The 15183-nt window shown below is 62.0% G+C and carries 18 protein-coding genes; 13 read left to right on the top strand and 5 right to left on the bottom strand.

Annotated elements, in window-relative coordinates:
- The first annotated feature begins 69 nt into the window (after positions 1-69).
- Both HOP58_RS19450 and HOP58_RS19445 read left to right on the top strand, forming a co-directional pair.
- Complete coding sequence (locus HOP58_RS19450) at positions 70-1533, top strand: dihydrolipoyl dehydrogenase (RefSeq protein WP_234261269.1); 1464 nt, start codon at positions 70-72, stop codon at positions 1531-1533.
- 98 nt (positions 1534-1631) lie between these two features.
- Positions 1632-1973, top strand: a complete 342-nt coding sequence (locus HOP58_RS19445) for a hypothetical protein (protein WP_010629924.1) — start codon at positions 1632-1634, stop codon at positions 1971-1973.
- Positions 1974-1983: 10 nt separating this feature from the next.
- On the opposite strand, the gene HOP58_RS19440 is transcribed toward HOP58_RS19445, so the two are convergent.
- On the bottom strand, positions 1984-5283 hold the full coding sequence (locus tag HOP58_RS19440; protein WP_234261268.1) for an AsmA family protein: 3300 nt from the start codon (positions 5281-5283) through the stop codon (positions 1984-1986).
- A gap of 232 nt (positions 5284-5515) precedes the next feature.
- On the opposite strand from HOP58_RS19440, the gene HOP58_RS19435 reads away from it, so the two are divergent.
- From HOP58_RS19435 to HOP58_RS19400, 8 genes are all read left to right on the top strand, one after another.
- A complete protein-coding gene (locus HOP58_RS19435) occupies positions 5516-5830 on the top strand; it encodes a hypothetical protein (RefSeq protein WP_010629926.1) in 315 nt (104 codons plus the stop codon).
- Between the two features lie 323 nt (positions 5831-6153).
- The gene (locus tag HOP58_RS19430; RefSeq protein ID WP_234252527.1) at positions 6154-6465 is read left to right on the top strand and encodes a hypothetical protein; all 312 of its coding nucleotides are present in this window, start codon (positions 6154-6156) and stop codon (positions 6463-6465) included.
- A gap of 171 nt (positions 6466-6636) precedes the next feature.
- The gene (locus HOP58_RS19425; protein ID WP_234252526.1) at positions 6637-6801 is read left to right on the top strand and encodes a hypothetical protein; all 165 of its coding nucleotides are present in this window, start codon (positions 6637-6639) and stop codon (positions 6799-6801) included.
- Between the two features lie 55 nt (positions 6802-6856).
- Positions 6857-7156, top strand: coding sequence for a methyl-accepting chemotaxis protein (locus tag HOP58_RS19420; RefSeq protein ID WP_234261267.1), 300 nt, complete (start codon positions 6857-6859; stop codon positions 7154-7156).
- A gap of 111 nt (positions 7157-7267) precedes the next feature.
- Positions 7268-7432, top strand: coding sequence for a hypothetical protein (locus HOP58_RS19415; protein ID WP_234261266.1), 165 nt, complete (start codon positions 7268-7270; stop codon positions 7430-7432).
- Between the two features lie 51 nt (positions 7433-7483).
- Positions 7484-8341 carry an AraC family transcriptional regulator gene (locus HOP58_RS19410; RefSeq protein WP_234261265.1) on the top strand — a complete coding sequence of 286 codons (858 nt, stop codon included), beginning with the start codon at positions 7484-7486 and terminating at the stop codon, positions 8339-8341.
- 74 nt (positions 8342-8415) lie between these two features.
- The gene (locus HOP58_RS19405; protein WP_010629930.1) at positions 8416-9024 is read left to right on the top strand and encodes a LysE family translocator; all 609 of its coding nucleotides are present in this window, start codon (positions 8416-8418) and stop codon (positions 9022-9024) included.
- An 86-nt stretch (positions 9025-9110) separates the two neighbouring features.
- On the top strand, positions 9111-10424 hold the full coding sequence (locus HOP58_RS19400; RefSeq protein ID WP_234261264.1) for a glycerophosphodiester phosphodiesterase family protein: 1314 nt from the start codon (positions 9111-9113) through the stop codon (positions 10422-10424).
- A gap of 53 nt (positions 10425-10477) precedes the next feature.
- Here the strand turns inward: HOP58_RS19400 and HOP58_RS19395 are convergent, their stop codons facing one another.
- Together HOP58_RS19395 and HOP58_RS19390 are read right to left on the bottom strand one after the other, a co-directional pair.
- A complete protein-coding gene (locus tag HOP58_RS19395) occupies positions 10478-10861 on the bottom strand; it encodes a nuclear transport factor 2 family protein (protein ID WP_158409669.1) in 384 nt (127 codons plus the stop codon).
- Positions 10862-11027: 166 nt separating this feature from the next.
- Complete coding sequence (locus HOP58_RS19390) at positions 11028-11420, bottom strand: HIT family protein (RefSeq protein ID WP_234261263.1); 393 nt, start codon at positions 11418-11420, stop codon at positions 11028-11030.
- 636 nt (positions 11421-12056) lie between these two features.
- On the opposite strand from HOP58_RS19390, the gene HOP58_RS19385 reads away from it, so the two are divergent.
- From HOP58_RS19385 to HOP58_RS19375, 3 genes are all read left to right on the top strand, one after another.
- Positions 12057-12947, top strand: a complete 891-nt coding sequence (locus tag HOP58_RS19385) for a diguanylate cyclase (RefSeq protein ID WP_158409670.1) — start codon at positions 12057-12059, stop codon at positions 12945-12947.
- Positions 12948-13145: 198 nt separating this feature from the next.
- Positions 13146-13526, top strand: a complete 381-nt coding sequence (locus tag HOP58_RS19380) for a septal ring lytic transglycosylase RlpA family protein (protein ID WP_026038304.1) — start codon at positions 13146-13148, stop codon at positions 13524-13526.
- Positions 13527-13693: 167 nt separating this feature from the next.
- Positions 13694-13933 (top strand): hypothetical protein, encoded by a 240-nt coding sequence (locus HOP58_RS19375; protein ID WP_010629936.1) that lies wholly within the window; start codon positions 13694-13696, stop codon positions 13931-13933.
- Positions 13934-14049: 116 nt separating this feature from the next.
- On the opposite strand, the gene HOP58_RS19370 is transcribed toward HOP58_RS19375, so the two are convergent.
- Positions 14050-14388: a zinc ribbon domain-containing protein YjdM gene (locus tag HOP58_RS19370; RefSeq protein ID WP_010629937.1), complete on the bottom strand. Its 339-nt coding sequence runs from the start codon at positions 14386-14388 to the stop codon at positions 14050-14052.
- A gap of 142 nt (positions 14389-14530) precedes the next feature.
- On the bottom strand, positions 14531-14980 hold the full coding sequence (locus HOP58_RS19365) for a GNAT family N-acetyltransferase (RefSeq protein WP_010629938.1): 450 nt from the start codon (positions 14978-14980) through the stop codon (positions 14531-14533).
- Positions 14981-15183: the final 203 nt, after the last annotated feature.

Raw genomic sequence — 15183 nt, 5'->3', positions numbered from 1 at the left:
TTACCGGCACGCACCGACTAGGCTTGAGGTAGCCAATTCGAGCGAAAACCGTGCCAGGGAGAGAAGGTCATGCAGGAACGCAACGTCGAGATCGCCATCATCGGGGCCGGCACCGCTGGCCTGAGCGCGTGGCAAGCGGCCCGGCAGTATCACGACGAGGTGGTGCTGATCGAAGGCGGTGAGCCCGGCACCACCTGTGCCCGAGTGGGCTGCATGCCTTCGAAGCTGCTCATCGCGGCGGCGGAGAGCGCGCATCAAGCTGGGAATGCCGCTGGCTTCGGCATCCGGGTCGGCAGCATCGACATCGACGACCGGGCCGTCATGGCACGAGTCAGAGACGAGCGCGACGCCTTCGTCGACAGCGTGCTCGACTCCATGCGTCGGATCGAACCCGCCAACCTGCTCGTGGGGAACGCCCGCTTCGAGGATGCCAACACGCTGCGTGTGGGCAATGACCTGCGCGTGCGGGCACGCACCATCGTCATCGCGACCGGCTCGCGCCCCCATGCCCCTGGCGTCTTCGAACCAGCCGGCGACCGCCTGATCGATAGCGATGCAGTATTCGAATGGCAAACGCTGCCTGAGTCGCTCGCCGTGTTCGGCGCCGGCATCGTCGGCCTGGAGCTGGGTCAGGCGCTGAGCCGCCTGGGCGTGCGCCTGCGCTTATTCGGCAAGAGCGGCTCACTCGGACCGTTCCAGGATCCGGCAATCCGCGACTACGCCGAGCGAATCTTCAATGAGGAGTTCTATCTCGATCCGGCAGCCGACGTCGACACCATCGAGCGCGACGGTGAGCAGGTGGTAGTTACCTTTCGCGAGCGCGGCAGCGACCGACACCTGACCGAGCGCTTCGACTATCTGCTGGCAGCCACCGGGCGACGCCCCAACCTCGACAACCTGGCGCTGGAAAACGCCGGTCTGGCGTTGAACGGCGAAGGCGTGCCCCTCTACAACCGCTTCACCATGCAGTGCCAGCGCGCCGACGGCGAGGCCAGCCATGTGTTCATTGCCGGCGACGCCAGCCAGGAACTACCGCTGCTGCACGAGGCCAATCAGCAGGGGCGCATTGCCGGCCACAATGCCGGACGTTATCCCGAGCGTCGCGCAGGCCGGCGCAGCACTGCACTGTCGATCGCCTTCACCGATCCCCAGATGGCCACGGTGGGCCTGAGTCGCGACGAGGCGCGGCAGCGCTTCGGCTGTGACGGCATCGCCGAGGGCGGCGCCTCCTTCGAGGACCAGGGGCGAGCCGTGGTGATGCGCCAGAACCGCGGCATGATGCGCCTGTACGCCGAGCACGGCTCGGGGCAGTTCCTCGGCGCCGAGCTGTTCGGCCCACGCGTGGAACATCTCGCCCATCTGCTTGCCTGGGCGCTGGAGCAGAAGATGGGGGTAGAGCGCATGCTCGAAATGCCGTATTACCATCCGGTGCTGGAGGAGGGATTGCGCAGTGCGCTACGTGATCTCAACAGAGCGCTGTTGCAGGGGCCGGAGATGGGGGAGCGGTGTCTGGAGTACGGACCAGGTGGCTAACAAATGGCTGCACGGGCGAGTTCGTCGGCACGACCTGTCATATCCGCAAGTCCGGGTTATGCTGATAAAAGAACTGGGTTACGACGCAGGAGAGCCCAATGGCCGACATCGCACCACGCCTGACCGCCTTGAAGAGAGGCATCGAACGCTTGGCCGAGCTGGCCGCTCCCGCGCAGGCGGAAGAGGCTCAGCGCCTGGCGCAAACCCTGTACGCGGAGCTCGACGGCTTGCGCGATGCGGGCGCTCCGTCAGCGGAACAGGCACCGGATGACCTGCCCCGCCGCCTGCGGTACGAGGAGATCCGCTGCCCGGTCTGCTCGCTGCGCTCCTTTACCTACCAGAAAGGCACGCTGCGCCACTCGGCGGATACTCGCAGCGGCTTCGAAGCGCTCTTCCACTGCCTCAGCTGCGGTCACGAGGCCTGGCACGAGGCGCAGTGAGCCAACGGCTTCACTCCTGGAACTCCGCCAGCGCCCGTTCACAGCCCATTCCGACCTGCTCGCCACCGCCGGGGTCGACCCATGGCAGGATCGCCAGGGGCGGCGCGACGATGGCGCCCAGCAGTGAGAGCGCACCACGGGCAATCAGCTCCTGGGTGATCACGTTCACTTCGGGGTCGCGCAACGACCCCTGCAGCTCTACCGGTGAGTTTCCGGTGAACAGAGTCGGGTCGATGTTGTGCCCCTGAAAGGCCAGATCCATGCGCTCCGTCTCCAGGTTGATGGCGCCCGCCCCCTCGAAGTGAGCGATCTCGGTGGCCATGAAGAATTCGTCCAGGTCGGCCAGGCCGTGCTCGGCGACGAAGCGCACGTAGGTGCATTCGAGCTGCACCTGATCTTCACCCGTTAGCGCCGCCACCAGCGCGTTGGCCACGTTGAGCGGCAGCAGCTCGGCGGCAATAATGTCGAGCCAGCCCTGGGCCATGGCCAGCTCGAGTTCGCCGTCGAGCCCGGCCATGGCCTCATGCATGGAGCGTCCACGATAGCGGAAATCGCCGCGTCCGCCGATCACGCCCAGGGTGTCGCGGGCCACCTCGGGCAAGCCCGCCTCATCCAGCAGGACACTGAGGTTGACCCCATCCATCGCCAGCTGCAGATTCCCCTCGATGGCGGCCTGGCGAGCATCCATCACCCAGGATGCTCTGACCTGCCCGCCACCGAGGCCGACTTGCAGCGGCTCCACAGTCATCACGCCCTGCTCCAGCTCCAGGGATAGCGCCAGCTGCTCGAACGGTATGTGCTCCGCCTGAACGTCGACCGCTTCGTAGGCGAGCACGATATCGGTGTTGCGCAGCGCTTCGAGATCCCACTCGCGGTCGGGAAACACCATCTCGGCGCGCTCTTCTTGTGCCGCCCACTGTTCCTGCTCGGGTGAGGCGGTTTCCCCCGGCCCCGTTTCCGGCGAGATACCCAGCATCGGCAGCAGATCGTCCGCCTCCAGCCGCTGGGAAACCAGCGTGGCCCACAGTTGAGGGCGCTCACCGAAGCGCAGGCGTACGTCACCGCTCACGTCGCTGTCGCCGAAGCCGCCCTCGAGCCCATCGATATTGAGCAGATCGTCCTGATAACGCACGTAGCCGGACACCCGATAAGGCGGCAGCTCCGGCAGGTTGATCCCCGTGAGGTCGGTGAGCTCTGCCGGGCTTGGCCCTTCCAGCCGGGCACTGCCCTCTATCGACTCCAGTGCGAAGGGCTGTACCGCACTGCCATCGATCCACAGCCGGGTGTCGCCGCTGGCCAGCTCACCGGAGACGGGGTAGGGCGTACCGGGGTCGGTGAGATCCAGCAGCGGCCCGATCAGCAGGTCGAAGGCGAACGGCTCCTGTTCGTAGCTGCCTTCGCCGACCAGATGCACCCGATGCCCCTCGACCCCTTCCGTGCGGGTATCGGCGCGGAATGAGAGCACCAGCCCCCAATGCGGAGCATGGTAATCCAGCGCGGTGTTCTCGAGCAGCAGCCCGCCATCGACGATTCGGGTGTTGAGATCACCCTCGAGCATGCCCACCTCGCCGATACCGAACGGCGCAAGCGCCGCGGTCAGATCGATTTGCTCCAACTGAGCCTTTAGATCCGCGACCAGACGCTGCTCCTCGACCTCGAGCCAACCCTGCACGTTGAGCGAGCGCGGCTGTTCGTCGCCTAGCTGCTGCAGTGCCTGCAGCCGGGTAATGGTAAGCCGCCCGTCTTCCAACGCCGCCTCGGCGGCCAGATCGTGCAGGGTCTGGCCGGCGTAGTGAAGCTGCCCGAGAGCCAAATCGAGTTCGGCGTCGAATTCGTCCAGCCCCGCCAGCGCGCGAGCGAGGCCTTGATCCCACTCTCCCTCTGCTGGCGGCCCCTCTGCTGGCGGCGCTGCCTCTCGAGGCGCCTCCTCTGGAGGAGGCTGCTCGAACAGACCCCAGCGATCCAGATCGAGCGCATCGCCTTCCAGCTCGACCATCAGCCATGGCGTCTCGCGCCCCAGGTCGAATGCCAAGCTACCCTCCAAACGACTCTCGGCGATGTTCGCTTCCAGGCCTTCGACCCCGCCGCGCAACGCCTCTACGTCGAGATACAGCAGACCCTCGAAGTCCAGAGGGTCCTCCTGCAGCCGGCCTTCGCCACGCATCCTGAGGCGCTGCCCCTCGCCGGGCTCGTCGGGCGCCTCGAAGATCGCTTCCAGATCGATCTGCTGAGCCGTGTCCCGGTAATGCAGCCGCGCTCGCTCTATCAGCGCGGCCTCGGCATCGTCCTCCGCTTGCACGCGGCCTTGCAGTGCCAGCCGCCGTTCGTTGCCATCATCCAGCGGCTCTCTCGCCTGCATCCGCTCGATGGCGAGCCGACCATCCCGCAGCGCAGCCTCGAAAGCGACATCATGAAAAGCCCGTTCGCCGATCTGCAGTCGGCCGATGGTCAAGTCGGCCTCGGCCTCGAAGGTGTGCAGTATCTCCAGTCGCTGGGCAAGCGGAGGGTCCTGCTCTGCCGTTTCACGCTCGAGGGGCGCTGCGCCATCCGTCAATGCCTCGGTCCAGCGGTTCAGATCGAGCGTGTCGGCTTCCAGATCGGCCATCAGACGCGGCACGTCACGTCCCAGATCCAGCGCTAGGGCACCGCGCAGACGGCTGTCGCCGAGGCGGCCCTGGAAGGCTTCGAGGCTGCCGCGGCGCTCCTCTAGCTCGAGATGCAGCAAGCCCTGGAAAATGGCCATCTCACCCTGAACATGGCCTTCACCGCGAACGTCCACGCTCAATTCCTCGAAGCTCTCACCGGGCGTATCGAACGCAACATCGAGAGCGATCCGCTGGCCCTGATCGCGATAGACCAAGCGGCCCTGGTCGATGCTGAACGCCTCGGGCCAGAGCGCGATCTCCTGCTCCTCGGTCGGCTCCTCTTCCATCAGGTCGTCGATGTTGGTGGTGCCGTCTTCGCGACGTAACAGCCGTACCTCGGGCCGCACCACGGCGACTCGCTCCAGTACGATTTCACCGCCCAGCAGGGCACCCACGTCGAGGGTTACCGACAGCTCATCGAGGCTTGCCATTGGCCCCTCGGCCCAAGGCGCATTGGCAACGCGCACGTCATCGAGCCGCAGGGTCAGCGGTAGCCCCCAGTCGATGCCATGGCCACCGATTTCCACATCGCGCCCCAGCTGTTCACTGGCCTGACTCTCCAGCCAGCCACGAAACCAGGCGGATTCGAGATATAGGACTGCCCCCACCAGCACCAGCAGCACAGCCCCCGTCGTGATGACGACACGCCGAGCTAACTTGTTCACGTTTCCATCCATGAAGTGTGAAATTGGCCGATACCCTAACCATGGACAGAGAGAGGCCATTGGTCCAATGCGCATCTCAGCCTGGAATGACACGAGGCCTTTCCGGCTTACACACTCGCTTACCTGTCCCAATCGCCCATAGCTTCTATGCTGAAGGTACGGGCGTCCCGACCGTCACGGACGGAAACAGGGAGAAACAGCGGGATGTTCCCAGCCGGAACGGGAGGTTCTCATGAAAATCTACAAGCCGGAGTGGCACTGCAACTTCACCGTGAACGAAGCCCCTGGCGCGGCCTCGAGCTGGCGCGAGCGACTCGCTTGGCGCCTACGGCGCTGGGCCGACAGGTTCGACGGCAAGGGCCGTACGGTGACGATCGAATGCCATATCGAACCTGAGGTGACGGCCGAGGAGATCGACACCTGCCTGGTCAAGGGCTTCGAAGTCACACACTCTCTGCTCAATCAGCTGGCCCAGCAGGCAGCCTGCGAGAACATCATGCGCGATGCCAAGGCCGAGCTGTTCGATGGAGCGCGACAGCAACGCTGAGACGCCCAACGCATGACCCGGCCTCGATAGCCAGGAGCGCGGGATCGCTCCTGTCTCTCGTGAGCCCCCACCCCCACCTTGACCAGCCACTTCGAGCGCTCACTCAAGTTTTCACCTGTGCCGCCGATAGCTAATTAGCGTGCCGAGCAGCTGTTTCGCTATGAAGACGGGGTGCGATTCGTATAGCATGCAAGCGTAGCGAATCGGCACAGCTCGTGAAAGACGAGTACAAGTTTGTTATGCTCGTAGCGTAGTTTTGGTCAAAGAAGCGGAGCGAACATCACGATCGATCATTCCTAATCAAGCCAGCACAGGAGGTACTCATGCGAGTCTACAAACCTGAATGGCGGTGCACGTTCAGCGTCAATGAAGGAGCAGAGGAAACAACGGGCTGGCGTGAGCGCCTTGCCTGGCTCATTCGCCACATGGCAGACAAGCTGGATGGTAACGGTAGAACGATCAAGATCGAATATGAAGTCACTCCCGCAGTAAGCCGCGAAGACGTGGATACCTGCCTGGGCAAGGGGTTCGCGGTGACCCAGAGCCTGCTCACTCAGCTCGCCCACCAGGCCGCATGCGAGAACGTCATGCGTGAGGCCAAAGCCGAGCTGTTCGAGGAAAACGTCCAGCGCTGACCCCCGCGAAGCAGCCAACTCACCCCATTCGGCTAGTCCGGATGGGGTGCTTTGCTTTATGGAGTAGCGCTTGTTTTCGGCACGAAACAGATTCGGTTACAATATTAATGCTGCGATGCAGCAAAAAGCATCTATGCTGTGAGGGTGGGAAGCCATAGGGAGGACAGCCTCATGCAGCACACCACCCACTCCCCCGCCACTTACGACGCCGAAGTCCTGCGTGCCTGGGCCGAGCAGGCCATCAATTGGAAACTCGCCTGCGAAGCCATCTCATGCTATTTAGAAGGCCGCCTTTGCGAAGGACCGACGAGTGAGTATGAAAGAGAATCTGACTAAATAATTTCTTAAAAACCGCCCCAATTTCTCATGAGATGCTAAAAACTAGCGTCTCATGTTTTTCTATGCACAAACGCTACTTAGAAAGACTTTTTCCTATATTTTCTTCACACGGATGAGAGCCATCAGCGTCGCTGCCATTCTCGTCGCTCTGCTCTTGGCGGGTGGCTTGGGCTGGTGGATCACGCGCTCGATCGATCGCCCCCTGAAGCGAATGATGGGCTACTTCGCACGCATGGCAGAGGGCAAACTCGACAACGTGATAAGCGTCGACTCACATGACGAAATCGGCCAAACGCTGCAAATGCTGGAAAAGATGCAGAACCAACTCCGTCAACTCATCCTTTCGATATAGCTATCGGCTGACAGCATCGCAACGGGGGCAAGCCAGATCGCTGCAGGTAACACCGACCTGTCGCAGCGCACCGAAGAACAGGCCTCCAGCTTACAGGAGACCACCACCAGCATGGAGCAGGTCGCCAATTCCGTGAAAGACAACACCTCTCACACTGCCAAGGCCAACGAATTGACCCAATCCACCAGCACTGCCGCCACCACGGGCGGCGAAAAGACACGCTTGGCAAGCTGGCCAAGCGCTCCGCCGATGCCACCAAGGAGATACAGCAGCTGATCGGCTTGAATGCTGGTATCGTTCAGGAAGATAGCCGCTGCCGGCGCGGCAATGCAAGAGATCCTCGAACGGGTACAGAAGGTCTCGGGAGGAAATATGCTCGAAAGGCGACATCACGTGACCACGTACGTCACGGGGCTTGCCGGGCTAGTAGCCATGAGCCTTGCCTCGTGCCGCGCTTTTCCGCGTCATTCTCATGATCAGTACGGTATCGGACTCATCGTCTCTGGCGGTCATCGCTCCTGGAGCGGTATCGGCCGGGTCGATGCGCTGGCTGGCGACGTCATCACGGTGAATCCGGGCGAAATGCATGACGGCGCGCCCATCGACGGCACATGCCGGGGCTGGCACATGCTCTACTTCGATCCGGCTCTGGTTCACCAAGCGGTGGGTGACACCCTGACAGGTGCCGAGCTGACGCAACCTGCGCTCAATGACCCCCTGCTGCGACGGCTCATGAATGAGCTGTTCGATCAGCTCACAGTCACTCCAGAAGAGACGCTGGCCTTGGAGGAGCAAAGCTGCAAACTGCTTGGCGCCGCCTTTTCCCGCCATGGCTCTCGTACCCTCAGCCACGAGTCGCGCATTCCCGGCGCTATCGCCAAGGTGCGCCAGCGCCTCGACGATACCCCACAGCTGTCTGTCAGTCTTGGTGAACTGGCCGATATGGCCGGCCTGAGCCGTTACCAGTTGCTGCGCAGTTTCTCTCGCGCTCTGGGCATCACCCCGCATGCCTACCTGGTGCAACGCCGCGTGCAGATCGCCAGGTACCTGATCGCTGGCGGCCACTCCCTAAGCCAGGCAGCCCTAGCTGCGGGCTTTGCTGACCAGAGTCACATGAGCCGAGCCTTCAATCGCCAGCTCGGTCTCCCCCCGGGCCGTTACCGACGCGCCATGCAGCCGTCCTGAGCTGCAATTTCGTTCAAGATTGCCAGGGTCTTTCAGCGTCACGATGACGAGGATTCGTCATCGGAGCCTGCCCCATGAACCCGGAATTTCTCCTGACCTCGCTCGTCGTCGTCGCCTCTCCCGGCACCGGCGTGCTCTACACTCTCTCCACGGGTCTGACCCACGGCGCACGTGCCGGCACCATCGCCGCCTTCGGCTGCACGCTCGGGATAGTGCCGCATATCGCCGCCGCCATTACGGGGCTGGCCTCGCTGCTGCACACCAGCGCGACAGCCTTCCAAGCGCTCAAGCTGCTGGGCATCGCCTACCTGTTATATATCGCCTGGAGCGTACTGAGAGCCGAGGATGAGCCGCTTCCAGTGACAGCTCTGCCCACCTTGCCGGCCAGAAAATTGATCGGCACCGGCGTGCTGCTAAACCTGCTCAATCCCAAGCTCACGCTGTTCTTTCTTGCCTTCCTGCCCCAGTTCGTCGTTGCCGACGAGGCGGCTCTGACCCAGATGCTCGAACTCAGCGTGCTGTTCATGCTGATGACATTTGCCGTCTTTACGCTGTATGGCGCCAGTGCCGCCGCCGCACGCCGGCAGGTCATCGCACGGCCGAGCGTGCTCATCTGGCTACGGCGGGGCTTCGCCGCAGGCTTTCTCGCGCTGGCGGTGCGCCTGGCCCTCACCGAGCGCTAGAAGATGCCGTTGCAGCTGGCTACGCTCAAGTCTGGTCGCGGCAACAGCCGTGGCCCACGCCAACAAGGAAGATAGCGAGATACGTCATGCACAAGACACTCCCCACCCTGGCCTGCCTGGGCCTGCTGGCCGCCGCCCCGGCGTTGGCCCAGAACACTGACGAGAACGTTCCCGCATGGAGCGATGCACTACTGGAAGCCGCCAGTCAGGTGACGCTCGGCCCACGGCCGCTGTTCCTGGTCAACGACATGAGCGAGGAGACCGAACGCGAGCGCGAGCTCAAGGCCGAACTGCTGGAGTGCGCCGCACAGCACACCGACTGGCAGCCGGACGACCTGGTCATTTCCCATCGCGGCGCACCGCTGCAGTTTCCCGAGCACACGCTCGAATCCTACCTGGCCGGCGTTCAGGGCGGTGCCGGTATCGTGGAGTGCGACGTGACCTTTACCGGCGACAACGAACTCGTATGCCGCCATGCCCAATGCGACCTGCACTACACCACCAACATCGTCGAGACGAAGCTGGCCGAGAAGTGCAGCGTTCCGCCTGAGATCGACCCCGACAGCGGCGAACTGACCAATGCCGCCGAGATTCGCTGCTGTACCAGCGACATTACCCTGGCCGAGTTCCGCACGCTGCGTGGCACCATGGAAGGCGCCAATCGGGAAGCGCGTAGTATCGAGGAGTATCTGGCTGGCACGCCCGCCTGGCGTACCGATCTCTACGCCACGCGTGGCACCCTGATGAGCCACGCCGACACCGTCGCGCTGTTCAAGGATCTGGGAGTGAAGATGACCCCGGAACTCAAGGAGCCCGAGGTGGAGATGCCCTTCAACGGCATGAGTCAGGAAGACTACGCCCAGAAGCTGATCGACGAATACAAGATGGCGGACGTACCGCCAAGCGATGTCTTCGCCCAGTCCTTCAATCTGGATGACGTGCTCTACTGGATCGAGCACGAACCCGAGTTCGGCGAGCAGGCGGTCTACCTCGACGGTCGCTATGGCGATGAAGGCTTCGACCATACCGATCCCGAGACCTGGTCGCCGAGCATGGAGGAGCTGGCCGAACGGGGCGTGCGCATTCTGGCGCCGCCGACCTGGATGCTATTGGCGGCCAACCCGGAGTTCACCGAGAACGAGAGCAGAATCGTGCCCTCAACGTATGCCGAGCGAGCCCAGGAGGCGGGGCTGCAGCTGATCACCTGGACGCTGGAACGCTCCGGTCCGCTGGCGGAAGGTGGGCAGTGGTATCACCAGACCACGGAAGAGGTCATCCGGCGCGAAGGCGACAAACTGATCACCCTCGACACCTTGGTGCAGGACGTCGGTATTATCGGCATCTTCACCGACTGGCCCGCCACCGTGAGCTTCTATGCCAATTGCATTCAGCGAGATTGAACGAGTGGAAACGCCGGCGGCAGAGCCGTCGGCGTTGTCATGCCGGGCGGGCCTCAAAGCGGCTGCGTGGCAGCACGCGTGAAATGCAGTGACAGCACGCGCCACTGACCGTCCAGCTTCTGCCACAGCTCGCTGAAAAAGAGGTTCGGGCGAGCTCGCGCATCTCCCACGACTCGCCCTTGTCCGTAGATGGACACCAGTTCGCCGAACGGCATCAACTTGACGATGTCATCCTCGGCCCGACTACCGCGGGCGAACCACTTGCCACCCGCCACCGCCTCGGCAATGCTGCCGAGCTGATCCAGCTTACCCAGCAGCCCCACCTCATTGATCAGCACGAAATCGTCGCTCTCGATATGATCCAGCAGACCGACGTTGCCATCAATGTAAGCGGCGTACCACTGGCGACGGGTCTCCAGCAGCTGTATCTCTTGCACCCTGTCCTCCATGAGCCAGCCTCTTGGACCGGCAAAGGCCCGCCGCAAGCACGGCGGACTTAGACAAAGGATTCATGATAGTGCAGTGGCCAGGGAGCGGTATCAGACATTGACGCAGCAGCGTGTAAGCCAATGCTTACACGCTCGACAAAGCCCGGTGCGCATTTCAAACCAGGGCCCCACGAATCCGATCGGCATTCTCGGCCAGCTCTTCGGAGCTTGCCTGGGGCAGTCCTTCGACCCGGATATCCTGCATGGCATCGATAGGCACCAAATGCAGGTGCACATGGGGCACTTCGAGGCCGACGATCATCATGCCCACCCGCTCGCAGGGAAAGGCTCGTTTCAGCGCCTTGGCCAGCTTCTGCGAAACCGTCATGAGATGGGCGCTCAAGTCTATCGGCATGTCATCCCAGTGGTCGATCTCCTCGCGCGGAATGACCAGCAGATGACCTGGCTTCATGGGGTTGAGGGTCATGATCGCTACACAGCGCTCATCGGACCAGACGAACTCAGCCGGCAATTCACCTCGAATGATGCGGGAAAAGACACTCGCCATTTCGCTACTCCCTGTTCGAAAACCTCAAGATGCCATAACCTTGAGATCCCGTCTCCTGCGTATGGAGCCGATATCTCTTTGCATTGCGCTTCCAGCGACCGCCCTCGCCCCCACGAGCCGTCAACCCTCAGGTGACGCTTGACGATCCAGCTACACCGGCCCAACCGTCTCCAAAAAGAGACATTTAAATAGCTGTTTTTATTGCTTTTTCATGACATCGCTCAGTTTGTGTCGCCATATACCTACACTTCGGCGCAAAAGTCGACTCATAAAGCCGAACCTTCCCGTATTCCGCCTTCCAGAAAAAACCATAACCCATTGTTTATAGATGAATAATAAGAATTATGGCACTATTTTCGCTATTATACCGACAGAGCGATACTGCGGCCCGAATGGCAATCCAGGCCACGTATCCGGAGGCTCCTTGCCAAGGCATGGCAGGATGCGGGAAGGAATCCGCCGAGTCTCTTATGGTTTCCACCGGTCGAAGGCACGCTTTGCGATTGAGTTAGCACTATCCTTTAGTTCCCTGCGTACTTGGGCCGCTCTGCGGCCCTTTTTTTTCGCAGCGAAGCAGTAACGGAGCCCTGTTCACAGATACCTTCATCAGCAGTCAGGGATGAGACGAACATGCGCATGAAGCCACAGTCTCCGCTGATCAATACCCCCAGCCTAGCCGGCCTGGCCTTGGCGGTTGCTCTGCTGTTCGATGCCGCACTCTCCATCCAAGGCCTGGTGCCGGACCAAGCCAGCCTCTTCCCCGCACTTGCCCACTTCCTCGACACCCAGATCGCCGAGAGACTCCACGCCGGTACGGCACTCATTGCCTTCACCAGCGGCATGGTGCTGGCGGTATCGCTGATCCTGATCCCCATGCAGCGGGTCTATCGTGCCCGAGAAGCTCGACTGCTGCGCGAGCGCGAACGCCTCGAGGCCCACAACGCCAAGCTCGCCCATCGAGCCGCCAGCGACGGTCTGTTGGGCATTGCCAATCGTCGTGAATTCGAGCGGGTACTCAAGCTGGAGTGGCGCCGGGCGGCACGCGAACGCCAGCCGCTCGGCCTGCTGATGATCGACATCGACTGCTTCAAGCGCTTCAACGACAGTTACGGCCATCAGCATGGCGACACCTGCCTGCGCGCAGTGGCTAGCGTACTGAAGGCCGCCGCCGCTCGGCCTGGCGATCTGGTGGCCCGCTATGGTGGCGAGGAGATGGTCGTTCTGATGCCGCATACCTCACTCGAAGGCGCCAACCTCATGGCCGAACGCATCCATACCATGCTGACGGAGCGCGCCCTGCCTTTCCCCGACTCTCCCGTAGCAGCCCATGTCACCGTCAGCATCGGCGTCGCTTCACTGCTGCCCGTGCGTGATGCCAACCGCGCCACCCTCGTACAGCAGGCCGACGAGGGGCTTTACATGGCCAAGGAAGCAGGTCGCAACCGAACTGCCAGCGTTCCCCACCTGCGCCTTCTGCATGCGGCGGACGGCAGCGCAACCTGGGCCAGCCAGGAGCAGAGAGCCTGAGCGCCACAGTGCTGCAATTGTCTCTTTCAGCCAACATCGCCAAACACCGCCCATCAAGCAGCCTTCTTCTGCAAACATGCAATAGTGCGAAATTGGTGGGTTGCCTCATGGTGCCACGCCGGGTACTATCCATAACGCTCACCAGCACCTCATCGATGGAAGCGATAACCGCCAACACGATCAACCCGAGGTAAAACCATGGGAGCTCTACCAAAGAAGTTGCTCGCTTGTGGCCTGGCAGGGATGTTGGCGGTATTCGCAGCCCACGCTTCTGCCCACGAGCCTGAGGTCCAGGAGGAAGGCATCGCCTCCTTCTACAGCGACCGCTTCCAGGGCGCCACCACGGCCAGCGGTGAACCCTTCGATCAGCAGGCACTGACCGCAGCCCACCCCAGCCTTCCCCTCGGTACCAAGGTGATCGTCACCCGGGCCGATACCGGGCAAGAGGTAGAGGTCCTGATCAACGATCGCGGCCCCTTCGTCGAAGGGCGGATCATCGATCTCTCCAAGCGCGCGGCACGCGAACTCGGCATGCTGAACCGGGGCGTGGCGCCGGTCATGGTCACCACCATTCAGTAATCCTGCCAGCAGCTTCTTACCTCTACCGCGCCTGTCGGGCCGGTAGCCATTTCGTGTGAATGTACCGAAAATTACAGTTTTCCCAGTTTTGGACGATATTCATAACAAGCGACGATCGACCGTAAGAGCCGAAGCGCTTTTTGCTATCGCATGACGTAGGGAAAAACATGAACAGTCTCAATGCACAGATCGAGCTGTCGGAAGAGCGGGGAGAGGCGTCAAGCAATGCGGTTCTCTGCAAGCGTCTGGTCCTGGCCAAGATTCAGCTCGACCGACTCGAGCAAGACGGCACCTGCAAAGACCTGAGTGCACTCAGCGCAGCACGCGTGGAGTTCGCTCTCGCCTCACGGGCACTGGCCGATGCACTGATCGCTCAGGAAGCTTCGGACGCCCCCAGCCACACCTGATCGGCCACGATAAAAAAGCGGAGCCGAGCCCCGGCCCCGCTTCGGCCTGTTTTCGGTTGTCTGGCCGTTGCCAGTGTGGCTTGGTGCCATCAGATGACCGGTAATGCTTTCGATACTCACACCTTCTTGACGAACTCCGACTTCAGCTTCATCGGCCCGAAGCCGTCGATCTTGCAGTCGATGTCGTGATCGCCCTCTACCAGGCGAATGCCCTTCACCTTGGTGCCCACCTTGACCACCGAGGAAGTGCCCTTGACCTTGAGGTCCTTGATCACGGTGACACTGTCGCCGTCCTGCAGCTCATTGCCGTTGGCGTCGCGCACCACCTTGCCGTCGCCAGCCTCGCTCTCCACCTGAACGGACCATTCGTGGCCGCACTCGGGGCAGGCGTACATGCCGGCCACTTCGTAGGTGTATTCGGATTGACAGGCGGGGCAGTTCGGCAAGGCGCTCATGGCGATCTCTCTGTAGGGTCTAAAACCGTCGGGTTCAAAAGCTGTCGAATTGAAAAGGGCATGCAGCTTGCCAGAGCTCCCCGGGGGAGTCCAATCGCGCCCTCATGTCAAAACCGTCTCGCGCGGCGTGATGACGAGGCGCTCAGTCTCCCCTGAAACCCTTGGCATAGAAGGCCATCCCTTCGCTGCAGCGAAAGCCGAGCTGCTGATAGAAGCGGGCCGCGGGGATGTCCCGCCCCGTGGCCAGGTACACCGCACGCACATCTCTGGTGGCCAACGCTTCCTCGAGCACCCCATAGAGCTGCGAGCCGATACCTTGCCCCTGGCGATGCGTGGCCACGCACATCTCCCGCAGGTAGAACAGCTTGCCATCCAGATACGGTTCGAGGTTGCCCAGCAGAAACCCCTCGAGCTCCTCACTCTCACCCAACCCCACTACGCCCACGGCACCTGGCGACTCGAAGAAGTGTTCGAGCCGCGCCAGTGCGCCATCTGCATGCCAGGGCTCGTTCCAGGGGGCGGTGGAGAACACCTGCGCGAAGAGCGCCGCGCAGGCTTCCAGATCACACCGTTCCAGGCGTCTTGATTGCATGGTTTTCTCGAAAGAAAAGGATCGGGGCTAACGCTTGTCCTGAGTATTGGTCTCGAAGTCGCTGGCGTCATGACGCTCGTGCATGTCACCGCCGATGTAAAACTGACCCCCTGACGCCGAGGTAAATCTGACCCCCTTGGGCGAAGATGGTGGCTTTTGAGCCGCCGCGATGTTGATCCAGGAGCAGTCAGTGGAAATCAGAG

Source organism: Halomonas sp. MCCC 1A11062, from assembly GCF_021404355.1.
GTDB classification, from domain to species: domain Bacteria; phylum Pseudomonadota; class Gammaproteobacteria; order Pseudomonadales; family Halomonadaceae; genus Halomonas; species Halomonas aerodenitrificans.
The sequence above is the reverse complement of the archived record's forward strand: the minus strand, read 5'-3'. Positions and strand labels throughout refer to the sequence as shown.